General features: G+C 58.9%; 25 protein-coding genes. 8 read left to right on the forward strand and 17 right to left on the reverse strand.

Going from position 1 to position 24952, the window contains the following annotated elements; genetic code table 11:
- Positions 1-2: 2 nt before the first annotated feature.
- From J2X66_RS19470 to rfaH, 7 genes are all read right to left on the reverse strand, one after another.
- Complete coding sequence (locus J2X66_RS19470; RefSeq protein WP_027924669.1) at positions 3-707, reverse strand: WecB/TagA/CpsF family glycosyltransferase; 705 nt, start codon at positions 705-707, stop codon at positions 3-5.
- A gap of 13 nt (positions 708-720) precedes the next feature.
- Positions 721-2061, reverse strand: coding sequence for a UDP-glucose/GDP-mannose dehydrogenase family protein (locus J2X66_RS19475; protein ID WP_310267274.1), 1341 nt, complete (start codon positions 2059-2061; stop codon positions 721-723).
- Between the two features lie 30 nt (positions 2062-2091).
- Positions 2092-3483, reverse strand: a complete 1392-nt coding sequence (locus J2X66_RS19480) for an undecaprenyl-phosphate glucose phosphotransferase (protein ID WP_310267276.1) — start codon at positions 3481-3483, stop codon at positions 2092-2094.
- A gap of 147 nt (positions 3484-3630) precedes the next feature.
- The gene (locus tag J2X66_RS19485) at positions 3631-5946 is read right to left on the reverse strand and encodes a GNVR domain-containing protein (RefSeq protein WP_310267278.1); all 2316 of its coding nucleotides are present in this window, start codon (positions 5944-5946) and stop codon (positions 3631-3633) included.
- A 2-nt stretch (positions 5947-5948) separates the two neighbouring features.
- The gene (locus J2X66_RS19490; RefSeq protein WP_310267280.1) at positions 5949-6482 is read right to left on the reverse strand and encodes a polysaccharide biosynthesis/export family protein; all 534 of its coding nucleotides are present in this window, start codon (positions 6480-6482) and stop codon (positions 5949-5951) included.
- 12 nt (positions 6483-6494) lie between these two features.
- Positions 6495-7655: an outer membrane beta-barrel protein gene (locus J2X66_RS19495; protein WP_310267282.1), complete on the reverse strand. Its 1161-nt coding sequence runs from the start codon at positions 7653-7655 to the stop codon at positions 6495-6497.
- Positions 7656-7692: 37 nt separating this feature from the next.
- On the reverse strand, positions 7693-8235 hold the full coding sequence (rfaH, locus tag J2X66_RS19500; RefSeq protein WP_310267284.1) for a transcription/translation regulatory transformer protein RfaH: 543 nt from the start codon (positions 8233-8235) through the stop codon (positions 7693-7695).
- 607 nt (positions 8236-8842) lie between these two features.
- On the opposite strand from rfaH, the gene J2X66_RS19505 reads away from it, so the two are divergent.
- Complete coding sequence (locus tag J2X66_RS19505; protein WP_310267286.1) at positions 8843-9820, forward strand: NAD-dependent epimerase; 978 nt, start codon at positions 8843-8845, stop codon at positions 9818-9820.
- 2 nt (positions 9821-9822) lie between these two features.
- On the opposite strand, the gene J2X66_RS19510 is transcribed toward J2X66_RS19505, so the two are convergent.
- Positions 9823-10722, reverse strand: a complete 900-nt coding sequence (locus J2X66_RS19510; RefSeq protein ID WP_310267288.1) for a bestrophin family protein — start codon at positions 10720-10722, stop codon at positions 9823-9825.
- Positions 10723-10835: 113 nt separating this feature from the next.
- Positions 10836-11624, reverse strand: a complete 789-nt coding sequence (locus J2X66_RS19515; RefSeq protein ID WP_310267290.1) for an alpha/beta fold hydrolase — start codon at positions 11622-11624, stop codon at positions 10836-10838.
- Between the two features lie 98 nt (positions 11625-11722).
- Between J2X66_RS19515 and J2X66_RS19520 the strand changes: the two genes are divergently transcribed.
- Entirely contained in the window at positions 11723-12667 is a 945-nt protein-coding gene (locus J2X66_RS19520) for an aldo/keto reductase (protein ID WP_310267292.1), read from the forward strand.
- Here J2X66_RS19520 and J2X66_RS19525 read toward each other — a convergent pair.
- On the reverse strand, positions 12664-13335 hold the full coding sequence (locus J2X66_RS19525; RefSeq protein ID WP_310267294.1) for a glutathione S-transferase family protein: 672 nt from the start codon (positions 13333-13335) through the stop codon (positions 12664-12666). The genes J2X66_RS19520 and J2X66_RS19525 overlap by 4 nt on opposite strands.
- Positions 13336-13462: 127 nt before the next feature.
- Positions 13463-14854, reverse strand: coding sequence for an aldehyde dehydrogenase family protein (locus J2X66_RS19530; RefSeq protein WP_310267296.1), 1392 nt, complete (start codon positions 14852-14854; stop codon positions 13463-13465).
- Positions 14855-14954: 100 nt separating this feature from the next.
- Between J2X66_RS19530 and J2X66_RS19535 the strand changes: the two genes are divergently transcribed.
- Positions 14955-15833 carry a putrescine utilization regulator PtrR gene (locus J2X66_RS19535; protein WP_310267297.1) on the forward strand — a complete coding sequence of 293 codons (879 nt, stop codon included), beginning with the start codon at positions 14955-14957 and terminating at the stop codon, positions 15831-15833.
- A gap of 53 nt (positions 15834-15886) precedes the next feature.
- On the opposite strand, the gene msrA is transcribed toward J2X66_RS19535, so the two are convergent.
- Positions 15887-16396: a peptide-methionine (S)-S-oxide reductase MsrA gene (msrA, locus tag J2X66_RS19540; RefSeq protein WP_027924654.1), complete on the reverse strand. Its 510-nt coding sequence runs from the start codon at positions 16394-16396 to the stop codon at positions 15887-15889.
- 163 nt (positions 16397-16559) lie between these two features.
- Positions 16560-16883 carry a hypothetical protein gene (locus J2X66_RS19545; RefSeq protein ID WP_310267300.1) on the reverse strand — a complete coding sequence of 108 codons (324 nt, stop codon included), beginning with the start codon at positions 16881-16883 and terminating at the stop codon, positions 16560-16562.
- Positions 16884-17074: 191 nt separating this feature from the next.
- Here J2X66_RS19545 and J2X66_RS19550 point away from each other — a divergent pair, with 191 nt between their 5' ends.
- The gene (locus tag J2X66_RS19550) at positions 17075-17464 is read left to right on the forward strand and encodes a cytochrome c family protein (protein WP_310267302.1); all 390 of its coding nucleotides are present in this window, start codon (positions 17075-17077) and stop codon (positions 17462-17464) included.
- Positions 17465-17476: 12 nt separating this feature from the next.
- Here the strand turns inward: J2X66_RS19550 and J2X66_RS19555 are convergent, their stop codons facing one another.
- The gene (locus J2X66_RS19555; protein ID WP_310267304.1) at positions 17477-18151 is read right to left on the reverse strand and encodes a class I SAM-dependent methyltransferase; all 675 of its coding nucleotides are present in this window, start codon (positions 18149-18151) and stop codon (positions 17477-17479) included.
- A gap of 147 nt (positions 18152-18298) precedes the next feature.
- Here J2X66_RS19555 and J2X66_RS19560 point away from each other — a divergent pair, with 147 nt between their 5' ends.
- Positions 18299-19120: an SDR family oxidoreductase gene (locus J2X66_RS19560; RefSeq protein ID WP_310267306.1), complete on the forward strand. Its 822-nt coding sequence runs from the start codon at positions 18299-18301 to the stop codon at positions 19118-19120.
- 23 nt (positions 19121-19143) lie between these two features.
- Here the strand turns inward: J2X66_RS19560 and J2X66_RS19565 are convergent, their stop codons facing one another.
- Entirely contained in the window at positions 19144-19857 is a 714-nt protein-coding gene (locus tag J2X66_RS19565) for a class I SAM-dependent methyltransferase (RefSeq protein WP_310267308.1), read from the reverse strand.
- 293 nt (positions 19858-20150) lie between these two features.
- Between J2X66_RS19565 and J2X66_RS19570 the strand changes: the two genes are divergently transcribed.
- On the forward strand, positions 20151-20957 hold the full coding sequence (locus J2X66_RS19570; protein ID WP_310267310.1) for a lytic transglycosylase domain-containing protein: 807 nt from the start codon (positions 20151-20153) through the stop codon (positions 20955-20957).
- A gap of 290 nt (positions 20958-21247) precedes the next feature.
- On the opposite strand, the gene J2X66_RS19575 is transcribed toward J2X66_RS19570, so the two are convergent.
- A complete protein-coding gene (locus tag J2X66_RS19575) occupies positions 21248-22813 on the reverse strand; it encodes a PAS domain-containing methyl-accepting chemotaxis protein (protein ID WP_310267313.1) in 1566 nt (521 codons plus the stop codon).
- Between the two features lie 245 nt (positions 22814-23058).
- Here J2X66_RS19575 and J2X66_RS19580 point away from each other — a divergent pair, with 245 nt between their 5' ends.
- Positions 23059-23403 carry a cupin domain-containing protein gene (locus J2X66_RS19580; RefSeq protein WP_027924643.1) on the forward strand — a complete coding sequence of 115 codons (345 nt, stop codon included), beginning with the start codon at positions 23059-23061 and terminating at the stop codon, positions 23401-23403.
- A 24-nt stretch (positions 23404-23427) separates the two neighbouring features.
- Here J2X66_RS19580 and J2X66_RS19585 read toward each other — a convergent pair whose 3' ends face one another.
- Complete coding sequence (locus tag J2X66_RS19585; protein ID WP_310267315.1) at positions 23428-23730, reverse strand: DUF4189 domain-containing protein; 303 nt, start codon at positions 23728-23730, stop codon at positions 23428-23430.
- Positions 23731-24074: 344 nt separating this feature from the next.
- Between J2X66_RS19585 and J2X66_RS19590 the strand changes: the two genes are divergently transcribed.
- A complete protein-coding gene (locus J2X66_RS19590; protein WP_310267317.1) occupies positions 24075-24947 on the forward strand; it encodes a DNA/RNA non-specific endonuclease in 873 nt (290 codons plus the stop codon).
- Positions 24948-24952 lie beyond the last annotated feature (5 nt).

Genomic DNA, 24952 nt, shown 5'->3' on the forward strand with positions numbered 1-24952 from the left:
GGTCATTCCCCGACACTGATGGTGACTTCATGCCGAACGACCATCCCCAGCAGTTGCAGGAAATTGCTCGGGTAGTCGACGAGGTAGCGCTTGATGGTGTGCGGCTCGCGGTACATGCGATAGAACGCGCGCAGGTGCAGGCGGTTGATCACCGCCGGGTAGTAGTGACGCGTGGCCATGGCCTCCTGACGAATGAACCCGCCACAGGTAAAGGCAACACCGCGAAACCCGGAGCGCTGCGCGTCCTGCTCGAACTTTTCTTGCAGTCCGGCACCGAGGCCGACGATCAGAATGTTCGCTTCGCTGCGGCAGATCTCGGCCTGAATGCCCTCGGCCTGCGCTGCATCGAAATAGCCGTTGTGATAACCGGCGATGATCAGTTGCGGATAGCGCGCCTTGATCTTGCTGATGAACAACTCGAGTTCGTCCTGCCGGGCACCGACGAAATACACCCGTTTGCCCTGTTGCTCGGCGCTGCCAAGCACCGGATGTGCGATGGAAGTGAAGTCGAAACTGACCCGGCCGACGTTGCGCCCGGTGACCCGCGACATGAACGCCGACATCAGCATGCCGTCGCAAAAGTAGGCAACGGTGCCCGGGGTGTGTTTGATCAGGCTGCCGATGGACGCGAAATTAATGAAGGAATATGCCTGGCTGGCATCCAGCAACGTCGGTGAGTATTGCCTGACGATTTTCAGCGTGATCATGGCCTGACCCCCTTCAGATTGCGGCGTGGGTCTGGCGGCCCACGGACACGTAGGTGAAGCCACGCTTGCTCAAGCGCTGCGGATCGAACAGGTTGCGTCCGTCGAAAACCAGCGGTTGCTTGAGCTGTTGGCTGATCAGGTCGAAGTCCGGCGCGCGGAACGCTTGCCACTCGGTGACGATGATCAAGGCGTCGGCATTTTTCAGCGCCGCTTCCTTGGTGCCCGCCAGGGTCAGGTCGTCGCGCGAGCCGTAGATACGCTGGGTTTCTTCCATGGCTTTCGGGTCGTAGGCCTGGACGCTCGCGCCGGCGTGCCACAAGGCTTCCATCAAGACCCGGCTGGGGGCTTCGCGCATGTCGTCGGTGTTGGGTTTGAAGCTCAAGCCCCACAGGGCGAAAGTCTTGCCGCGCAGGGCGCCGTCGAAGTGAGCGGAAATCTTGCTGTAGAGGGTGGTTTTCTGCTCGTTGTTGCGCGACTCCACGGCCTTGAGCACCCGTGCATCGATGTCGACGCTGGTGGCGGCGTGAATCAGCGCCTTCACGTCCTTGGGAAAACATGAGCCGCCGTAGCCGAGGCCGGGGTAGATAAATTGATAACCAATGCGCGGATCGGACCCGATTCCGTGGCGGACCAATTCGATGTCTGCGCCGAGCTTTTCGGCGATGTTGGCCATTTCGTTCATGAAGCTGATCTTGGTCGCCAACATGCAGTTGGCCGCGTACTTGGTCAGCTCGGCGCTGCGAATGTCCATGACAATGATTTTTTCGCGGTTGCGATTGAACGGTTCGTACAGTTCACGCATGACCTCTTCGGCGTGCGGGCTGTCGGTGCCGATGACGATCCGGTCCGGGCGCATGCAGTCCTCTACCGCACAACCTTCCTTGAGAAACTCCGGATTGGAGACCACATCGAAGGTCAGGTGGCTGCGACCGTTGTCGGCCAGCACCTGCTCGATGCGTGCACGTACCAGGTCACCAGTACCGACGGGGACGGTGGATTTGTCGACGATGATCGGGTGACGATCCATGTGCTGCGCGATGGTTTGCGCCACGCTCAACACGTACTGAAGGTCTGCCGAACCGTCTTCGTCAGGCGGCGTGCCGACGGCGATCAACAACACATCGCCATGCTGCACGGCGCTGGCCAGGTCGGTGCCGAACTGCAGGCGGCCGCTCTGGTAATTGTCGCGCACCAGGGCTTCCAAACCGGGCTCGTAGATCGGCAAGGTGCCGTCCTTGAGGGCATCGACCTTGGCGGCGTCGACATCCACGCACATCACGCTATGGCCGACTTCCGCCAGCGCGGCGCCCTGGACCAGGCCCACATAACCTATACCGAATACGCTCACATTCATGATCAAACCTCGGGGAGTCGAAGCAGGGCGTCAGTAGATGTTTTTCGAGAACAACGTGAAGGGCGTCTTGATCAGGATCTTGATGTCCAGCCACAGCGACCATTGGTTGATGTAGTTGAGGTCCTGGGCCACGCGCAGCTGCATCTTTTCCACGGTCTCGGTCTCGCCGCGATGCCCGGTGACCTGGGCCAGCCCGGTAATCCCGGGCTTTAGGCGATGACGGGCCATGTAGGCGCGGACTTTGCCGGTGTAGTAAATGTTGTGGGTGACGGCATGCGGGCGGGGGCCGACGAGGGCCATCTGGCCGAACAGCACGTTGAACAGTTGCGGCAATTCGTCGATGGAACTGCGGCGCAGGAAGCGTCCGACCGGCGTGACGCGATCGTCTTCGCGGGTGGCCTGGCGCACCTCGCGGTCGTCATGGACGCGCATTGAGCGAAACTTCCAGACCTTGATCACTTCGCCGTTGCAGCCGTGGCGGTTTTGCTTGAACAGCACCGGCCCAGGCGAGCTCAACTTGACGGCGGCCGCGACCACCAACAGCAACGGGCTGATCACAATCAGGGCCGTGGCCGCCAGGCTGCGTTCGAACAGGTCCTTGCAAAACAGGCTGGCGGGGTGCGAGCTGATCAGGCTTTCGTTGAGGTAGATCGCCGGCATCCGTTCGATTTCCGAGATCGAATGATTGAGCAGCACCATACTGCTGAAATCCGGGATCCAGACTACGTCGACGTTCATGTCCAGCAGGTCGATGTACAACGCTTCAATGGTCGCGGCATGCGCCATCGTCAGGACGATATAGACGCGCCGCACGGCCAGGCGAGTGATGATTTCGCGGATGGCGTCGACCCGGCCCAGCAGCGGCAGAATGCTCGGCGCCGGGCCCCTGTCGTCGGCGGCGGCGATGAACCCCAGGACCAGCGCGCGGTTCGGCCGGGAGAGTTTTTTCGCCAGCTCATGGGCGGTCGGACAGGTGCCGATGATCACTGACCGGCGTTCCTTGCAGACCATGCGCGCATGCAACCGGGCGAAGTAATGCAGGGGCAGGAAACTCAGCGCCTGAACCAGAAACCCCAGCACCGCCCAGACCATGATGACTTGTCGCGAGTACGTCGCACTGGTCTGGGTGATGAAGGCAATGGCCGCCAGCACGGCCAGCAGGATCAGCCAGCCGGCCAGCAATCGGCCGAGCCCGACCAGCAAGCCATGACGCTTGTGGTAGACCTGCATCAGGCTGTAGATCGGCACCGACCCGAGCACGGTCAGAATGATCAGAATCCGGTAATCGCTGGTCAGGTTGCCGACGCGCCACAGTACGAGCAGCATCAGCAGCCCGATGGTCAGCGTCATTGCGCAGACCCACTGACCCCAGAACGTCAGGCCTCGGCGGTGGGTCAGGTGAGCGGTATAGAGCGGTGTCATGGGCTTGACCTCAAGGCAGAAGTAAATGCACCAGCACAAAACGGGCGGACACGGCGTGGCTCCCGCAGGCTTTTCCGTTGCTCGGCAGAGGTGAAGCAGCTGTTTTTGTATTGGCAGAGGTGACGCGTTGGCCAGGTCGCCCCGGTGTTAACGGGGCGCGAAGTCGTAGTTATAAAACGTGCGGGAATGGTTGTAGCCATACTTGCGCGCCTTGCGCAGGTCGACCTGGTTGAGCACGGTACCGAACACCGGTACGTGGCTTTGTTGCAGCATCGCGATGCCCCTTTGCACCTGGCTGATCGGCGTGCTGTCGGCCTTGACCACGTAGATCACGGCGTCCGAATGCTGGGCCAGCAGCAAGGCATCGCTGATCATCTCCGCCGGCGGCGAGTCGATGATGATGTGGCGGTAACGCGACTTCAGTGCTTCGAGCATCCGCGCCATGCGTGGCGAACTGAGCAAGTCCTGGGGCGGAGGCTGGCGTGCCGGGTTGAGCGCGTCGGCGGGAGATGGCAGGCGCGGCGCGGTGAACAGGTCCACCGAGGGCTGCAACATTCTCCCGGCCGGCAGCAAATCCAGGTTGCCCACCGAGACGATGCAGTCTTCGAGCCGAGCCGTGCCCGCAATTACATTCGCCAGCCCGGGGGCGTCCGGCGGGAAGTCGAAGTTCAGCGAAAGGGTCGGCTGGCGCATGTCGGCATCGATCAGCAGCACCCGCTCAAGGGAGGTGAGCGAGCTGGCGAGGTTGTTGGCGATGGTGCTTTTACCCTCACCGGCCACCGTCGAGGTTACCAGCACCACCTGCGACGGCATCTCGCTGCTTTGCAACATCAACCAGGTGCGCAGGTTGCGAATGGTCTCGGAAAAGCGCGGGTTGTCGTTGTCCTCAAACAACCGCGCCAATTGCCGGCGGCTTTTCTTCATCACCAACGGAACGACGCTGAGCAATGGAATATTGAGCGTGCTCTCGATGGTCTCGTCGGTCTTGAAGGTGTTGCTCAGGCTGTCAAACAGCAGGGCCAGCGCAACGCCAATCAGGGCTGCCAGCAACCCGACAATGCCCACGATCAACGTTTTGCGTGGCTTGCTGGCCTCCATCGGAACAATTGCCGGGTCGACGATGCGCACCTTGGTCGAGTCCATGTCGGCGGTGGCGGCGGTTTCCTTCAAGCGAGTGACAAAGGTTTCATACAGCGCACGGGTGCTGTCGACCTCACGTTGGAACTCACGCAACTGAAACTCTTTGCGTGCGATGTCCTGGATCTGTGCCTTGTTGCTGTTGAACGATTGACGGATCGAGGCTTCGCTGGCCGAGGCGAGCTGGTATTGCCGCTCGATCCCGGCGACCACTTGCTGCACCTGCAATTGCAGGGCAGTGGTGGCGGCGCGCAATTCGGACTGTGCGGAAATCAGGCTCGGGTGTTTCGGCCCATAACGCCCCGACAGCTCATCGACCTTGGCTTGCGCTTTGGCCCGGTCAGCCTGGAATTGCTGGACCAGCGGATTGGACAACACAGCGGGTACGCTGGAGAGCCGACTGAGGTCGCCAGTGCTCAACGCCTTGGCCTGACGGTATTCGCTCTCGGCTTCAGCGCGGGTACGGCGGGCGTCGACCATACGGCTGCCGGTCGCCTCCAGTTCGTTGGCGCTGATGGTGGAAACGCCGCCGACATCGACCAGTCCTTGTTCTTCGCGGTAGCCCTGAAGTTTTTTCTCGGCCACGCGCAAGTTGTTGCGCAGCTCGACCAGTCGGGTGTTCATCCACGCCGTGGTCGACTGCGAAGATTTTTCGCTGGTATCGATCTGGCTGTCGGTAAAGCCCTGGGCCAGTGCGTTGGCCGCTGCGGCGGCGAGATCAGGGTCCGGCAACTCGACTTCGATGTTCAGCAGTTGGCTTTTGCCGACAAACTTGACCGTGGTGTGCAGCATCAGGTTTTGCGTGACCTGATTGAAGATGTCTTCCTCGGTTGGCGCGTCCTTCACCGGCAACAGCATGCCCAGTCCGGGTATCCATTGATCAAGGTTGAGGTCCGCCAGCCATTTGCGCGGCGTGAACCATGGCGCCGGTTGCTGGCGGGGGTCGGTGATCGGATTGGTGGTGAGGCCGAGCTTTTTCACCGCACGCTCGGCCAGGTCCCGGGATTCCAGAAGGGCCTGCTGGGTCTGCAAGTAGTCGGTGGCGTTGCCGCCTGAATCCTTTACTACTTGCTGGAAGGACATCAGCGGCGGCGTCTTGTCGTTGAACAGCAACGTGGTGCTGCCGATGTATTGCGGGGTGATCAGCGAGACGGCCACCACCGCCAGGGCAACGCTGAGCACAACCAGCCAGCCGATTTTCCATTTCGCGCGCCAGATCACCCTCCACAGTTTGAGCAGATCAATGGTGTCCCTGTCTTCGCTGTGCTGTTGATACACGTGCGTTTGCAGAGGACGTTCGACGTAGTTGCTAGGGCTGTTGTCCATGATTAGAAAAAGCCTTGTGCAATGGAAATAGTGTCGCCGGGGGCAATCGTGGTGCTGCGCGTTACTTCATCGGTAAGGGTCTGGCCGGTGTCGCCGCGCACGATGGTCACGCGTTTGATCGAGGCGCGCTCGGTGAGTCCACCGCCCAAGGCAATGGCTTTTTCAAGCGTCAGACCGGGTACGAAGGGGTAACTGCCGGGCTTGGTGACTTCGCCGTTGATGTAGAACGAGCGGTATTCGATCTGGCTCAGGCTGACTTTCGGATCGTTCAGGTAGCCCTGTTTGAGCCCGTCGACGATGATCTTTTCGACCTGGTTGGGGGTGAGGCCCTTGGCGGAAATTTCACCGAGGAACGGGTAGGAAAACGTTCCGGCATCGTTGAGGCGAACCCTTTTAATGCTCAGCTCTGGCTCGCCGAACACGGTGATGCGCAACACATCACCCGCCGCCAGTTTGTACTGGGTGCCGGAGTCCGCTGCGTACGTAGTGGGGACAAATGCCAATGTGAACAACAAGCCAAGAGTGTGTGAGTTCATCGCAAAACCCTCCTAAAGGCTTACGTTGAAGCTGATTGAAACAACGTTGCGGGTGTAGCTCTCATCTTCGGCGTCCGAGTTGTTATCCCGGTAGCGATAGCCGAGTTCGATATCCAGCCAGCGGCGCATGGCGTATATCAGGGCCAGGTTGTAGTCCTGAAGATTGTCTGTGCGGCTTTCGCCTTCGTAGACATAACGACCGTAACCCGCCTGGGCCACGGAGGTAATGCGTTCGGTCCAGCCATGGCGCCAACCGACCTGGGTGAAGGTCGATTTCACCGCGTCGGCGCCATCGTCACCTTCGGCGAGGGCCTGGCGGGCGACGAAGGTAAAGGTCGAGTAAGTACGCGGCCTGTATTGCAGATCCACTTGCCAGGTGGGGTTGTCGAGGTCTTTGGATTGGCTGCTGTCGAAATTCTTTTTCTCGTAACCAATGCGCACTTTGCCCGAGGTGCGGGCGGTGAAGTCCCATGTGGCTCCGCCCAGGATGGCGTCGGATTTACTGCTTCGCGGGCTGTTGGATTGCAGGTAATCGAAGTTCGTGTGGTCGTATTCCAGCAAGCCACGGGTATTGCTGCCGATGCGGTGATACCACGTGGTGGTCACGCCCGTTGTATTACGTTCTTTGTCTTCGTTGACGCCGTCGGCATTGGTGTAGCGAAGTTCTGCGTAGTTGGCGCCGACATCAATCTGGTTATCAGCACTCCTGGCGCCGTAAGTGTACAGGCCGCCCACGCGTTTGTTGTTGAGTTTGTCATTCTGGTCTGGGATCGCTGTCGATTCCGTGCGCTCCCATTTGCGGTATTCGGCCTCAAGTTTCAGACGGTGCCGGTCGGTAAATTCCATGATGCTGTCGGCTCGCACCCGTTGTGCCGTATATGAAGCATCCGGCTCGTCATGGTAAGTGTTCTGAGAGGGTTGCCAGATCAGCCGGGTAGCACTGTTGCGGTCTTCAGCCTTGAGCTCGAAGGAGGGTGCCAACCGGGTGATCATGGAAGATTGTGTATTGTTTTCCAGTTCGCGAAAGTTGTCGTCGTAACTTTCTGAGAATAGCAAGGTGGGTGTGAAGTTGAATCCGTAAATATCAATGTTTTGGGGGTTGATACTCCATGCCATCCCTGGATAAAGAGAGGCCATAAGCAGTGCAACAGGGCAGTGTGACTTTAAGGCCATATCATGGCTCCTGAGGAAAAGCATATAAGGCAAATTATTAGTTGTTAAGTTGTATTGGCGTACTCTGGCGTCCGAGATCACTGAGCGGAACGCAAATGGTTTGATCGCGATTAAGAAATTGCAGCAGGATCATCACGCGTTCAGCCCCCTGCGAGGACACGAAGATGCCTTCCAGTGTCGACAGTGGCCCACGAATGAATTGCAAGTGTTCGCCGGGTTTCAGATCGTGGTCGACGTCGACGTGCGCATCCGCCGATTCAAAACAACGCGCGCGCAGATGCTCGATGACGTGCTCTGCCACTGTCGCAGGACCATGATTGAATTCGACAATACGACTGACGCCGCGGGTGGAACGTAAGGGCGCCCAATTGTCGTTGCGGCTGAGGTGGATAAACAGATACCCAGGGAACAGTGACTCCAGGACCCGGTGGCGCTTACCGCGTATCACGCGTTCGGTCACCAGCTGGGGGTGGAAAATCACATAGTTCTGCTGAAGCAGGTTGAGATGGGCACGTTCATCCTGACGTGGTTTGCATTGCAGAAGGTACCAATTAGACCGCTCGGAGCTATGTGCTGGCATGCTGGTAAACTCTGTGAATTGAGAAGTTTAGGCAGGCAGTGGCTCTATAGTGAGGCCTATGAAATGTTATTCGAGCAGATATGTTTTTCTTATAGAGTTATGCTGTTGTGTATCAATAATGAATCACAAAACGCCTCACGAAAGGGCACAAACCAATGACGTGACGCTATACCGTGCAACATATCAGGCATAAGCCTGAGTAAACTTTGCTTTGGACAAAGCTACCGCACGGTCCGCACAAGGAACCCACATAAAAAATAATTCGGTAGGGGACTAAGGATCAGGGGCTAAACAGATAGTCCGCACTCGCACAACTGTTCCAATAGACCGGTGTAGTTATCGACCACTCTAAGCGAGCTGTCAAACGTTCCTCGTCAAAAAGCACGCCTTTTATCCATTAGTGATTTTGCTACTACTCAAGCAGTTGTTTTTAAGGGGAATTTTTCATTCGTCGGGTGGATTAAACTTTTGGTGCCAGTAATAGTCGGTCGGTTGAGAATTATCCCCAGTTATGGGGGTTGTTAATCAGTAAGCTTCGAATCTGGACCCCGTGCAATAGCAACGCTATAACTAAGCCCTTCTTGTGTTAACAGGGGAGCATGGCACTATGACCGTTCTTGTGACTGGCGCTGCGGGATTCATCGGGTTTCACACGGTCAAACGGTTGTGCCTGCAAGGCCTTGAAGTGATAGGTATCGACAACCTCAATGACTATTACAGTGTCGAACTCAAACAGGCCCGGCTCAAACAACTGAGCGTGTTGCAGGGCTTCCGTTTTCAGAAGATGGACATTATCGACAAACCTGCGTTGATGGCGTTGTGCAACGAACATCACTTCACCGAAGTGGTGCACTTGGCGGCGCAAGCGGGAGTTCGTTACTCGCTGGACAACCCGGACGCCTATGCGCAATCCAACCTGGTGGGTTTCCTGAATGTGCTGGAAGCCTGTCGACACTATCCGCCCGCGCACCTGATCTACGCGTCGAGCAGTTCGGTGTACGGTGCCAATAACAAGCTGCCGTTCAGTGTGGATGACCCGGTGGATCATCCGGTTTCGCTGTATGCCGCGAGCAAACGCGCCAACGAATTGCTCGCCGACAGCTACTGCCATCTCTACGGCCTGAAGGCCAGCGGGTTACGCTTTTTCACCGTCTACGGGCCTTGGGGTCGTCCCGACATGGCGCTGTTCAAGTTCACCGAAGCGATCCTCAAGGGCCAGCCGATCGAGGTGTTCAACCACGGCCAAATGGCGCGCGACTTCACCTACGTCGACGACATTGTCGAAGGCATCGCCCGCTTACGAACGAAGCCGCCAGTGGCGACACACGAGAGTGGGGGCGTCAACCGGCTCTTCAATATCGGCCGTGGCCATCCGGTCGCGTTGCTGGATTTTATCGAATGCCTGGAGTCGGCATTGGGGGTCAAAGCGCTGCGCAATAACCTGCCGATGCAAGCGGGCGATGTGATCAAGACCTGGGCCGATGTGTCGGCGCTGGCGGACTGGGTCGACTTCCGCCCGCAAGTGACTGTTGAAACCGGTGTGGCGCAATTTGTGGACTGGTACCGGCACTTTTATCAGGTGTGAAATCACTTCAACACAAAGTCCACCGGTGCCAGCGCCGGTGGAAGTTGTGTTTCCCCCATCGCGGTGAGGATTTCCCGCTCGATGGTGCGCACGATCGCATCAAGGGGCAGGTCGTTTTCGTCGCGGCCAAACGGGTCCTCCAGCTCATCGCCAATCGCATCCAGGCCAAAAAAGGTGTAGCTGACAATCGCCGTGAAAATCGGGGTCATCCAGCCCAGGGGTTCGGCCATGGCGAAGGGTAGCAGGAAGCAGAAGAGGTAGCTGGTGCGGTGCAATAGCAAGGTGTAGGCAAACGGCAGCGGCGTGTGTTTGATCCGTTCGCAGGCGGCCTGTGCCTGGGCCAGGTGCGCCAGATGATTGGCCATGATCGTGTAACGCCATTCATTGATCACCCCTGACTCGCTGAGTGCCGAACACTGCTGGCCGAGGTGTAGCAAAATTCGCCCGCTGAAGTCGGGCAAGTTGTCCTTGGGGATCGGGTCAAGCCAACGGCCACTCGCCGCCAACTCGTTTTCCTGGCGCAGTTTGGCGTTGAGCGCGTGGGCGAACCCGCACAAATGACTCAGCACGGTGTTGCGCGTGTCGGTGTCCTTGATGATCACGGTTTCGCGAATCATCGAACGAATCGCCACGATCACATCGCCCCAGGCTTTGCGGCCTTCATACCAGCGGTCATAACAGGCATTGTTGCGAAAGCTCATGAAGATCGACAGCGACAAACCGAGCAACGTGAACGGTGTCGCGCTGACTTTGGAAAAGTAGCTGGGGTGCAAGGTCTCGACGAGCACGATGACCGACGCCAGCAGCGTCACCATCAAACTGCGCAGGGCGATCCGTTTGGCGATGGAGCCCTTGGTGGCGCTGAGGATATTGATGAAGTTCGGTTTGGGTCTGACGATCATGGAGTTCTGCCTTCAGGTGTTTCGCGTCGCGCGCAGGCTAAGAGCTTGTGGGCGGCGAGTCCAATCACTCTCGATGACCGCATGATCGATGCTGTCTATGAATGCGTTCGTGCTCATAAACCGTCACGTATCAATTTGAGGTACTCGGGGCTATCGGAAATGGAGTTGTGGCCGGTGTCCGGTAACACCTTCAACGTTGCCACGCCGGGTGCGAAATGGGTGTAGAGCTGCTGCGTACTGGAACGCGGGATGACCTCGTCGTGGCTGGCGGCGATCAACAGCGTCGGCACTGTGATGTGCGCGGCGTAACGCCAGGATTCGAAGCGGTCCTGTAGCAGCCACTTCACCGGGAACCAGCGGAACTGCCGTCTGGCGAGGCTGTCCAGGCTGTTGTAAGGCGTGATCAGGATCAGCCGCGAGGCCGGGCGTTGACTGGCCAGGCGCACGGCGACGCCAGAGCCGAGACTGCGCCCGACCACGGCAACCTTCGGATGGCTGCTGTAGACCTTGTCAAACAAGGTCAGCGCATCACGAGCAATCGCTTCCTCCGATGGCGATCCAGAACTGCCACCAAACCCTCGGTAGTGCATCAAGTACAACGCGTGCTCGGGCAACGCCTGGGAAAAGCCGGACAGGTTGCGAGACACATCCTCGGCATTACCACCGAAATAGATCAAGGCGTTCGGGCCATCGTGCGGCCTGACGGACACCTGTATTTGCGCGTCTTCGGCCGTGAGCGTCAGCAGCGAAGCGGGCGTTGTGACCGCGCTGGGTTGCGGGTAGTAGATCAACGCTCGCTGAAAAAAGAACAACGCCGCACACAGCGCCAGGTACAACGCCGCAATGATGACAACGAGAAGCGTCAGGGTTCTGAACATTCGACTAACTTTAGGGGGCGACATTGACGGCTCTGGGATCGAGGTCCACTAACACAAGATCGGTGCCAGAGTTTAGTTCAACGGTAGCGGGGCACGCCGGGTTGGGCCACACGAGCAATACGATGAGCCACACTGACGGATACACGCGTCGACGATTTCTCACGCTGGCTGCCGGTGTTTCGGCGGTCTTCACCTTCGATCGGGCTTTTGCCACCTCGGCGCCGTCGACGGAAACAGGAGGCAAGACCATGCTGACCCGCGCCATTCCCTCCAGCAACGAGCCATTGCCCATCGTCGGGCTGGGCACGTATCGCGGTTTTGATGTCGAGCCTTCCAGCCCCGCCTACAAACAATTGCCAGAGGTGCTCAGCGCCTTGTTCAAGAAGGGCGGGACCGTCATCGACAGCTCGCCGATGTATGGCCGCGCCGAACAGACCACCGGTGAATTGCTGTCGATTCATGAGCCGCGCTCGCCGGCCTTTCTCGCCACCAAGGTGTGGACCCGTGGCCGCGAGGAAGGTATTGCGCAGATGGAGCAGTCCTTCAGCCTGCTGCAAACCGACCGCATCGACCTGATGCAGATCCACAACCTGCTGGACTGGCAGACCCATTTGCCGACGTTGCGCGAATGGAAGGAGCAAGGTCGGATTCGCTACATCGGCATCACCCATTACACGCCGACGGCCTATGAGGAAGTGGAGGCGGTGCTCAAGGCTGAGCCCCTGGATTTTTTGCAGATCAACTATGCGCTGGATGATCGCGGTGTCGAGCAACGCATCCTGCCGCTGTGTCGCGAACGCGGGGTGGCGGTGATCTGCAACCGGCCCTTCGGTGGCGGCGGTTTGCTCGAACGCTTGAAGGGCAAGCCACTGCCCGGTTGGGCTGCGCAAGTGGGGGTCACCAGTTGGGCGCAAATGGCGTTGAAGTTCTTGCTGTCCCATTCGGCGGTGACCTGCGTGATTCCCGGCACCGGCAATCCGCGTTACATGGCGGACAATGCCGGCGCCGGTTTCGGGCCGATGCTCACGGGGGCGCAGCGCGAACAATTGATCGACATCGTGCGTTAGGGGCGCGGGTGAAACCGTTGCGGGATGTCTTGCTCGAACGGGTAGAGCGAGAAGTAAGGCCTGGCTTCGTCGATCACCCGCTGCACGGATGGCCGGTTCATCAGCCGCTCGAAATAGGCGTTCAAGTGGCCGTGTTCACCAGGTACCTGCTCAAGGGTACTGGCGTAGAAAAGTGCCGGGGCCGCTGAACAATCGGCCAGGCTGAACTCCGCGCTGGCCAGCCAGGCATTGTTCGCCAACTGGCGGTCGAACATGCCGTACACGGTCTGTAGCGTGGCGCGCTGTTGGGTCAGATTGCTGTTCGCACCGAGGATGCGATCCAGGACAATCTGTTGCAGTGGCGTCTGAAGGTAGTTGTCGCAGACCCGGTCCCACAGACGGACCTCCAGCGCCGTGTCCCAATGGCCCGGAATCAGCCGGTGTTGCCCGGCAAAATAGTGATCCAGGTATTCAATGATGATCGTCGACTCCGCCACGTCGCACTGGCCGGTGTGATCATGAATGACCGGGAATTTGCCGATCGGCCAGAGCGCCTGCAACTCGGCTTTTTCAGCGGCGTTGCCCAGATCAATGATCCGTTTGTCGAAGTCGACCGCGTGCTCATAGAGCGCGATCAGCACTTTGTGGCAGTACGACGAGAGTGGATGGTAATAAAGCGTCAGGGACATCTTCAGCGCCTCCCGAAAAGTGACCCCAACAGCATAGTCGCCGCCCGCGAGGGGTCGAGTATCGCTGGATGATGCCTGAGTAAAATCGCAGCCTGGGAGCCAATGACGCCCAGGCTGCGTTTTTCGCTTAGCGGCGGTCCAGCCACACGGTCTGGGCATTGCAGAACTCGCGCACGCCGAAGTGCGACAGCTCGCGGCCAAACCCGCTTTTCTTCACGCCGCCGAAGGTCACGCGGGGGTCGGAAGCGCTGTAGCCGTTGATGAACACGCCGCCGGTTTCCAGTTCGCCGGCCAACTGTTGGGCGAGCGCGACATTGGCCGTGAAGACGGTTGCCGCCAGGCCGAACTCGCTGTCATTGGCCAGTTCCAGCGCATGGGCGGCGTCGCGGGCGGTGATGATCGAGGCTACCGGGCCAAACAATTCCTGTTTGAACGAGGTCATCTGGTCGGTGACATTGGCAAACACGGTCGGTTCGTAGAAGTTACCCGGCCCTTGCGCCTTCTTGCCGCCCATCAACAAGGTCGCGCCTTCTTCCAGGGTGTCACGCACTTGTTGATCCAGTTCATCACGCAGATCAAACCGCGCCATCGGGCCGAGGTAAGTGTCGGCGGCCAGTGGATCGCCGACCACCAGTTTGGCCGTGGCTTCGACGAATTTACGTGTGAATTCCTCGACAATGCCTTGCTCGACGATCAAGCGCTTGGCCGCCGCGCAGACTTGCCCGGTGTTCTGGTAGCGGCCGATGACGGCGGCTTTGACCGCTTCATCGAGGTCGGCATCATTGAGCACGATAAACGGATCGGAACCGCCCAGTTCCAGCACGCATTTTTTCAATGCCGCACCCGCCTGAGCGCCGATGGCCATGCCGGCGCGCACGCTGCCGGTGAGGGTCACAGCGGCGATGCGCGGGTCGGCAATCGCTGTGGAAACGCCGTCCGGCGTGACGTTCAGTACTTCGAAAACCCCTTCAGGGAAATCGGCGTTCTTGAAAGCGTCCAGTAGCAGGTAAGCACTGCCCATGACGTTGGGAGCGTGTTTGAGCACGTAGGTGTTGCCGGCGATCAATGCTGGAACGGCGCCGCGCAGCACTTGCCAGATCGGGAAGTTCCACGGCATCACCGCGAGAATCGGCCCGAGCGGGCGGTATTCGATGCGCGCCTTGCCGCCTTCAACCAGTGTCGATTCGGCGTTGAGCATGGCCGGGCCGTGTTCGGCGTACCACTCGCAGAGCTGTGCACACTTTTCGATTTCGCCACGGGCCTGGGAGATCGGCTTGCCCATTTCCAGGGTGATCATCGTGGCCATTTTGTCGGTGCTGCTGCGCAGGGCCTGAGCCAGGGCGATCAGCAATTGCGAGCGTTGCTCCACGGCGGTTTTGCGCCAGACACGGAAGCCGCGTGCGGCCCGCGACAGGGCGGCTTGCAGTGCCGAGTCGGATTCGAAAGGGTAGTGGCCGATCTGCTCGCCGGTGGTCGGGTTGGTCGAAATGGCGTGGGTAAGGCTGGAAACGCGGGTCATGGCACCGTCCTGCTAGGTGGGAATGCGCTCAGGTTACGGTGGCGTTTGTTTTTCGGAAACTGAATAATACTGAGTATATCGTTCACGTTTGGAGAATGACTTGGATCTGGTTCAGCTGGAAATCTTCAAGGCCGTTGCCGAGCACGGCAGCATCAGCGTCGCCGCACAGCACATCCACCGCGTGCCTTCCAACTTGACCACGCGGATAAAGCAGTTGGAGCAGGACCTGGGCGTGGACCTGTTTATCCGCGAGAAAAGCCGCCTGCGCCTGTCGCCGGCCGGGTGGAGTTTTCTCGACTATGCCCGGCGCATCCTCGACCTGGTGCAGGAAGCCCGCGCCACTGTGGCAGGGGAAGAACCGCAAGGCTCGTTTCCCCTGGGGTCGCTGGAAAGCACGGCAGCGGTGCGCATTCCTGGGCTGCTGGCGGCCTACAACCAGAAATACGCCAAGGTTGAACTGGACCTGTCGACCGGCCCTTCGGGGACGATGATTGATGGGGTGTTGTCGGGGCGGTTGGCTGCCGCGTTTGTCGACGGGCCGGTGCTGCACCCGGCACTGGAAGGCGTGCCGGCGTTCGAGGAAGAGATGGTGCTGATCGCGCCGCTCAACCATTCGCCGATCCACCGGGCGCAGAATGTGAACGGCGAAAATATCTACGCCTTTCGCTCCAATTGCTCGTACCGGCACCACTTTGAGAGCTGGTTCAGCAAGGACGCGGCGGTGCCGGGCAAGATCTTCGAAATGGAGTCCTATCACGGCATGCTGGCCTGCGTCAGCGCCGGTGCCGGCCTGGCGCTGATGCCGCGCAGCATGCTGGAAAGCATGCCGGGGTGCACCACGGTGAGTATCTGGCCGTTGTCCGAATCGTTCCGGTATTTGCGCACGTGGCTGGTGTGGCGCCGAGGAACGGTGTCCCAGAGTTTGACCATGTTTGTGCGCTTGCTGGAAGAGCGTGGGGTGGTTCAAGCACAACCTTGAACCCACCCCATAACACTGTGGGAGCGAGCCTGCTCGCGACTCGAGTCATTGCTTCAGAGTGCGCGTTTTGGCAGTTTCCAGTTCGGCCGAATGAAATGGCAGGTGTAGCCATTGGGTACTTTTTCGAGGTAGTCCTGATGCTCCGGCTCGGCCTGCCAGAACGGGCCGGCGGGGGCTATTTCCGTCACGGCCTTGCCAGGCCACAGGCCGGACGCATCGACATCAGCCACGGTGTCCTCGGCGACATCGCGTTGTTCTTCGTTGAGATAGAAGATCGCCGAACGGTAGCTGAGGCCGATGTCGTTGCCCTGACGATTGGCCGTCGAAGGGTCATGAATCTGGAAGAAAAATTCGAGGATCTGGCGATAGCTGATCACCGCCGGATTGAACACAATCTCGATGGCTTCCGCATGGGTGCCATGATTGCGGTACGTGGCGTTGGGCACATCGCCGCCCGAGTAACCGACCCGGGTAGACAGCACGCCGGGCATTCGCCTGATCAAATCCTGCATACCCCAGAAGCAGCCGCCGGCCAGAATGGCGGTTTCGGATTGCGTGGTCATAAAACTCACTCCTCAGTATTTATCGATTGGACCCGATTATTACGCAGTCTCGCGACTATTTTCTGCTTCTTTGTGAATGCATCTGGCGTGAGGCGCTTGGAGGAGGGCAATGGCCTGGGCTGCGGGACGAACAACGAAAAAAGACCGGTTTATCCAGGCTTTTTCATGGCTGGCGTTTGGCGGGTGCGCCTTGGCACTTGGTCAGCAGCCGCTCGATCTGGGCCAGTTCCCATGCGCTGAGAAAACTGACCGGGTCAGTGCCAAAACGTTGCCAGTCGTCGAGTTCACCCATGCGGCCATCGGGGCTGTGGCAGCGTTGACAGTGGCGCACATGGACGCCGTCGACGTCGAGGGCCAGGCGCCAGCCTTCGATATCGACCTGAACCTGGCCGGGCCCGGCGTGTTCATCGAGGCGCCGCAAAGGGTGGATGCCCAGGGCGGCATCGCGCAATGTCTGGTAAACCTCGCGGGCGGTCAGGGGTAGCACAGGTGTCTCCAATAGAATGTTCGTCAAACGCCAATACGCCCGCACAGGATAGAGACTGCGCTTGAAGCTGTCAGTGAATAACCCCTGATGACACCGTGGGTTATGAAGACAGCCATTCTTTGCGTAGACTTTCGCCCCCGCAAGCGGGCGCCCATCTTTCGCGCCTGACGAAACACGACTGGGAAATGAACATGAACAAAGCCGCTGCACTCACGTTTACCTTGCTGCTCACTGCAGGTGTATTCAGCCTTCAGGCACACGCGGCCGGCGATGCTGAAGCGGGTGCGACACTGTTCAAGCGAATTTGCGGGGGCTGCCATCAGGTCGGGGAGTCGGCGCGGGGTTCATTCGGTCCGCAGCTCAATGGCATCTTTGGCCGGCACTCCGGCAGCACCACGGATTACCAATACTCCGACGCGATGAAAGCCGCGGGTATCGTCTGGACCCGCGAAACACTGACCGCGTACCTCGAAGCGCCGAAACAAGTGGTCCCCGGCACCCGGATGATTTTCTGGGGACTCAGTGATCCGGAAAAGATCGATAACCTGCTGGCCTACCTGCAAACCTTTCAGCCGCAGTGACATTCGCGATGGCTATGACTGCCGCCGCTCGGACACCACCAACAACGACTGCGGCACAGGACTCTGCGGGTGCTGTGGCTCCTGCAAGGCGACCAGTCGAAAACCAGCCATGTCCAGCGCATTGAGCCAACTGGACAAGGTGCGGAAATACCAGGGCATGGGTTGCCACTGACCTCCGAACCCGGCGAAGGTCTCTTCCCGCCAACCATCCTGATAGTTGCCGGCCGCTACGGTCCACGGATGCAGCGTCTGGATCACCAGCGTGCCGCCAGGAACGAGCAGGGCGTTCATGGCCGTGAGCAGCGGGATGATGTCCTGGTGCAGCAGTGCGAAGTTGGCGCAGATCAGATCGAAGTCACTGCCAACGTTGACCTTCGCCTCCACCAATTCTTCATAACTCGCCACTTTTACTGTCGAAGAGCCCGCTGCCCGTGCCGCCTCGATCAGCGTCGCATCACCGTCCACCCCGACCGCCTCTATGCCCCGGTCAGCCAGCGCACGCAACAACCAGCCCTCACCACACCCCAGGTCGAGCACGCGCTCAGGCTGCCGACCCATTACCGCCAACAGGATGGCCTGGTCGGTGACTTGCCGGCGGCTTTCGATAGCGCCGGTGCGGATGGCTTCGATCCAGGATCGGGCATTATGGTGCCAGCTTTGGAGGAGGGTGGATTCGGGCGCGGGCATGTTGATGTCCGGAGTTGTTGGTTGGATGAGAGGATAGAACAGGTGCTTAATGTTCGGGGGGCTAGTGTCTGTTTTTCGGTGTGAACTCGACTGCGGGTTCGTTAACGCTTTGCACCCCATCAAACCAAGGGAGTCTCAGGATCATTTATGGACAATAAACTCACCGCCAAGACTGCGATCATTACAGGGGCAGCCCAAGGAATTGGCGCTGCCATTGCACGACTCTACGTGCAGGAGGGTTGCTTCGTTTACGTCACCGATATAAACGATGAGCTCGGCAGAACGCTAGCAAACTCACTCGGCGATCGTGCCCGTTATCTGCGCCTGGATGTGCGGCGGGAGGACGATTGGCAACGAGTGACGACGCAAATTTTGAAAGAGCGCGACAGGCTGGACATCCTGGTGAACAACGCCGGCATTACCGGGTTTGAGCAAGGCGCCGTGCGGCACGACCCGGAACATGCGCGACTGGAAGACTGGCTCGCCGTGCATCAGACCAATCTCGACGGTGTATTCCTGGGGTGCAAGTACGCCATTCGCGCCATGCGGAATCCTGGATCGGGCTCGATTATCAACATCTCCTCCCGCTCAGGTTTGGTCGGTATTCCGGGCGCGGCAGCGTACGCATCGTCCAAGGGCGCGGTTCGTAATCACACAAAGACGGTGGCACTTTACTGCGCTGAGCAAGGCCTCAAGGTTCGGTGCAACTCACTTCATCCGGCGGCGATCCTCACGCCCATGTGGGAGCCGATGTTAGGCACCGACGAGGGGCGTGAAGAACGAATGGCCGCACTGGTCCGGGATACGCCGCTCAGACGGTTTGGCATGCCCGAAGAAGTGGCGGCCGTGGCGCTGTTACTGGCCTCGGATGAAGCGACATACATCACCGTCAGTGAATTCAACATTGACGGCGGCCTGCTGGCAGGTTCGGCGGTTACGCCAACTAAAGGGGATGACGGCGGAGTCTAGCTCCGTGCATGTCAGATCGCCGTTCAGACTGTTTTACACGTTAACCAGGCACCCCAAAACAGGCTGCTGAAAAAACGGGTAGCGTCCCCAAAACCCGCATCATGCAAAAGCTTCTGAACAGCCGCCTCAGAATGTGGAGGGTCAGCGCCTTGAAGAATTTTCCCAAGTTTGACTTTCACTTCATCCGGACTGGCTCCGTGCTGCCGCCAACGTTGCCCCCAGGCTGCCAGGAGTAACGGCTGGCTGGCGTAGGCATAGTGATTGCCGGCGACAATCAGTGGAGCCCCCGGTTTCAGACGAGCCCGAATGGACCGTAAAATTTCTCCCTTGGCATCATCCCCATCGAGATGGTGGAGTACACCGATCAAAGTGGCTGCGTCGTAGGACTCATCTGCGGCCAAGTCTTCAACGTGCCCGAGATGCACGTCCGTTCTTTCAAGCACGTTGTTTACGGCTAACTGCTGTTTCGCGGTTTCCAGCATCGGCTCAGACGGATCAACGGCGGTGAAGCGCCAGACTGGCTCAAGCCTGGCCATCGCGATGATCTCCTGCGCGGTACCGCCAGCGCCAACGACCAGTATTTTTGCCGAGTCCCTATTTCCCAGGCTTGCCGCGAGCATGCATGCCACCAAGTCCTGACAGGCGTCATAACCTGCCAGTGCGATACGGCTCTGTCGTCCGTACTCATTGGCCCGAGTGCTATCAAACTTTTCAGCGGGGTTAAGTGGTGATTTCAAGGCGGTTCTCCATGTCCTTGGAATCAACTTAGGTCATAAACGTCGATAATAAAAATTCATTAATTTTATGCATTGCATTCCTGGCAGGAATACAAATGCACTCAACTTTTGTCCAGGCAATAGTTGGGAAGTCGCGTCGTGCGAGTGATCAAGTCAGAGCCTCGCCCTGGAGCGCCGGCAGCCCGTACGTCAATGCAAGTTCCTTGACCGGTTGCAAGGGGTATAACTATCAGAACAAACGCCGATCACCCGAACAGGCCTCGAACGGCTGCGCCCGGGCACGGAGCGATGTGATGAGTTCCAGAGCATGGCGATGGGCTCGCAAGAGCCTTCTTGGCTGCATCGAGCTGGCCTTGCTGGCCGCTCCACTGTGCGCCAGCGCCACGTTCAAGTGCCAAGCCAGTGACGGAGCCATCCGCTACACCAGCCAAGCCAGTTCCAACGCCCGCTGCACTCGCCTGAATGGCACGGCGGGCGCCGGTGTCGGCATTAAGACAATTGACCCGCCCCAGCTTGCGCAGGACGACGATTCAGGCGCGGTGCGGGTTCGGGTGTTCACCTTCATGCACAAGGGTATTCGTCAATATGTGAGCCGACGCCCCGTCGGCATCTCCGCACGGGTCGATGTCCTTGAGCTCTATGTCATCAAGGGCTGCTATCTGTGCAGGGTGCCGAAGGATTTCAAGGTCGCCTCACTGCGCCTGGACACTGATTCCTATCGGCGGGAGATCGAAGCCGCTTCGGGACATTACGGTGTCGACAGGGCGCTGGTCCGCGCAGTGATTCATGCCGAATCGGCGTTTCGCCCCAACGCCATTTCCGAGGCTGGCGCCCAAGGGCTGATGCAGTTGATGCCCGCCACCGCCGAGCGCTTCGCCGTGGACAATCCGTTCGACGCACGACAAAACATCCGTGGTGGCGTGCGCTACCTGGCCTGGTTGCTCAAGCGCTTCAACGGAAACCAGGTGCTGGCGTTGGCAGGCTATAACGCTGGCGAAGCGTCCGTGGTCGAGTACAACGGGGTGCCTCCCTACGCCGAGACGCGATCCTACGTCACCCTCGTGCAGTCGTTGACCGAACGCTATCGCAACCATCGCTAGTACGGTAAGCCAGAAACAATAGTGAGATGGCTCGTCAGCCCGTCGCGGGTTCGCGGGTTCGCGGCACTTGTATCCCATAAATGCGGACCGTCTGTGTCTATCGGCACGACTGCCAGATGGTTACGGTCCGCATTTATTGTATGTCGAGGCAACAATGGATCTCACGGCATTCCCTTTCGGTACCACCGACTGGTCAACGATAGAGCCGGTGGCGCATGCCGGTCAGGCAGGCTCACTCCTACAGACGGTGTTGTGTTTCTGGAAAAATAAATCCGTCGCGGTCACTAAACCTATCGGTTAAATCGCTCAGCCAAACCGTGCAGGTACTCCGCCATTTCCTCCAGATCCTGACTGATCGCAGCACCTTGCTTGGCCTGCCCGGCACTGTGATCGCACAGCTGAGCGATCCGCGTAATCTGCTGATTGATGTCTTCAGTCACGTGGCTTTGTTCTTCCGAGGCCGACGCCATTTGCTGGCTCATGCCGGTGATTCGGCTGACGGCTTCACTGATGCCGACCAGCGCCGACTGTACCGCCTCGACACGCTGCATGCTGTCGCGGGAAATCTGCTCACCCCGGCTGGCCGTTGAGACGGCGCGATCGGCGCCCATGTTCAGTGACGCGATGATGCCGTGGATCTGCTCGGTGGAGGTGCGGGTGCGTTGTGCCAGGGAGCGCACCTCGTCGGCCACCACGGCAAAGCCGCGCCCTTGTTCACCTGCCCGGGCCGCCTCGATCGCCGCATTCAGCGCCAGCAGGTTGGTCTGTTCGGCGATGGACGTAATGACGTCCACGACACTGCCGATGGCTTGCGTCTCGATCGCCAATGCGTTGACCGCCTGGCCGATTTCGTTGACGGCATCGTTCATGGCCTGCATGGCGCTCAGGCTTTGCACGGCCAGCTCACTGCCTTCGCGAGTCAACTGGTCGGCTTCGGACGCGGCATGCGCGGTGTTCATGACGTTTTGCGTCACTTCCTGGTTCGTTGCCGCCATCTGCGAAATGGCGGCGGCGGACTGATCCGTTTCACTGCGCTGGCGATCCAGTGACTGCGCTTGCGCCCCCGAGAGTTCGGAGGACTGTGCGGCCTTGGCCTTCACATTGATCCCGGCATCCACCAGTCGGGACAAGGCGGTCTGCAAGCGTGCTTCCTCACTGAGCATGGCCATGTCCAGCCGACCCTGGGGGCCGTGGTTGTCGCTGAAGGTGAGCGCGACCAACGGATCGGAAAAGGCTTTCGGATGCTCGGCCAAAGTGCGCTCGATGGCTCGGCGATGTCGGGACTCGATCAAGTACCAGGCGATACCCAGGCTCGCCAGCAGAACCCCTTGGGCCGCCACTTTCGGTAGCCACTGATCAGCCAGAAGTGAAACCACGCCTGCCATCAATAATGGCCAGCCGTGTTGCATCGGCCGGAAAATCCGTGCACTCAGCGAAACGATCGGCTTGCCGGCCCGCATCCTCGCATAGAGTGCCGAGGACCGGCGGATCTGGTCGCGAGTGGGCACCGAGCGAACCGATTCGTAACCACTCATGCGTCCGCTTTCATAGATGGGTGTGACGTAGGCACTGACCCAATAGAAATCACCATTTTTCGCGCGGTTTTTCACAATCCCCATCCAGGGTTTGCCTTGCTTGATGGTGTGCCACATATGAATGAAGACCCCGGGTGGCATATCAGGGTGTCGGACCAGGTTATGTGGCTGGCCGATCAATTCGTCATGGGTGAAACCGCTGATGGCCACAAACGCTTCATTGCAGTAAGTGATTCGGCTATCGAGGTCGGTTGTGGAGATCAACCGTTGATCGGCGGGGAAGAGTCTTTCATGCTCGGTTACGGGCAAATTCACACGCATAAAACGCGATCCTTCTTCGGATTATTATTATGATTTGGAGGTACGAAAGAGGCGCAGCGCCACTACGGTTAGTGACGTGTTTTACGCGTATTTTTTTGTGGCCGACCATTCATTCGACGACACCTTCTTTTCATTTCATGACACGTCTGAACCGCTGATCGAACCTTTGTCGCCTCACGAGTGCACACACGCTTTAAGGGTGTTTACTGCTAGTCAGGCCTGGTCTGTAGAGAGAGGAACACGTGATGAGTAACGAACAGGCGGCACCCGAGACAAAAGGCGTTGCGGTGCAGTTACTGGCAACGATTGACCTGGGTCCTGAGATCGAGGGCATGGCAGGGCGCCAACTCAGAATGCGCAGGGTGACCATCGAGCCTGGAGGCGTCTTCGGGCCGATTCACAACCATGTAGACCGACCCGGCACCGTCTACATCCTGCAAGGAACGATCACCGATCACCGCAACGGTGTCGCCACGGACTATGGCCCGGGAGTGGGCTGGCCGGAAGACAGGAACACTACACACTGGCTGGAGAACAGAGGAACGGTAACGGCGGTGGAGATCTCGGTCGACATTGTGCGGCAGGGTTAAGCTCTGGTCCGCCGTCTTGGGCCGCTATTGATTTTTGCACTCCGCGACCACCACCTGGCAGGTCTTCGGCGTGCCACCGGAGCGGCCGGCATAGCGTATGCAATTGTCCATGGATTTCTTGCGCGCCATGTTCAAGGTGTCGCCCCAGGCCAGACCACCCTCGCCGGTAGTGGGTAGCGCTTTCGCATAGCAATTTGAGCCGAAGCTTGAAAGCGCATAGGGATCCCTATGCACTTTTCTTGAACATCCTGTTGTCAGCGCCAGGCTGATGGCGAGCAGGGAGAGCAGGGCCCATGACCAGCCGTGGCGCGCTGTTTTTTCGGTCATCCTGTTTCCCCTGATCAAGAGGCGTGTTTAGGGGCTTGCTCTACTCAGATTAGACGGTGCAGTACCCTCGGTGGGATCGCCGTCGCAGAGCATCTCTTTCCTCGTAGCTCGTCATGAAAGGTGTTTTTCAGGACCGGCTGCTTCCGTTGTGATTAATGTAAACGCTGCTCAGCACTAACGGGCATTGTGAGGGTCAATAAATCCCGCACGACCGTCATCGTTACTTTGATCAAGGACTGTGAAAGCATGCTCACCGCAACATAATCCGCCATCGCCTTCACCAGGTTCCGTGAAACGGGACTCGCCGTACGTTTTTCCATCCATCCAAATCGAAGATCTCACGCATGTACCTACGCAAAATTGCAGTTGGGCTGTCGGCCCTTGTTTTGCTCTCGACCGGGGCGCAAGCCCGCAGCCTGCTGGATCTCCTCAAACCGCCCACCCAGCATCAGGAACAGGTGTCCCGCTCGGGTTCGATCAGCCAGGGCGCGGCGCTGGACCTTTATTCAAACAAACAGAAACAGGCCTCGTTCGACGGCTGTGCCGATCTGTTCCCGGCAGCCAGACCGATTAACATCGCCACGGTGCCGGCCACCATGAATCCGTTGGCGTTGTGCTCCGACAACTTCGCGGTGCTGTACTCGCAAACCAGCAAGACGCCACTGGTGGTGGTTGAGCGACTCAATGCCGCCCAGCTGCAGGATGCCAAAGGGGAGGAACGCACCAACCAGTTCTACCCGGACCCACGTATCCCCAAGGGTGGGCGGGCAGAGTTGAGTGACTACCGCAGTCAACACCCGGCCGTGGACCGTGGCCACCAATCCCCGGCCGCCGATGCACCGAGCCCCAACGCCATGGCCCAATCCTTTGCGTTGTCGAACATGGTGCCGCAGGACCCGACCAACAATCGCAAGATCTGGAGCAAGGTCGAGTCGGATGTCAGGAAGTTTGCCAAGCGCGCCGATGGCAACGTCTTCGTCTTTACCGGCCCGATCTTTGATTCGGGCCACAGCACTATTGGCGACAACAAGGTCTGGGTGCCGACGCGCCTGTTCAAGCTGGTTTACGACGCCTCGTCGAAGCGCGCCTGGGCGTACGTGCTGCCCAACGCAGAAACCCGTATCGAGAGGCCGATGGATTACGAGACGTTCGTGAAAACCACGGGGCTCAAGTTGCTGGGTAATTTACCGGTCACAGGTTCCGTCGGGCGCAGTTGATCGAG

Origin of the sequence: Pseudomonas sp. 3296 (assembly GCF_031456615.1) — a bacterium.
In the GTDB taxonomy this organism is placed as follows: domain Bacteria; phylum Pseudomonadota; class Gammaproteobacteria; order Pseudomonadales; family Pseudomonadaceae; genus Aquipseudomonas; species Aquipseudomonas mucoides.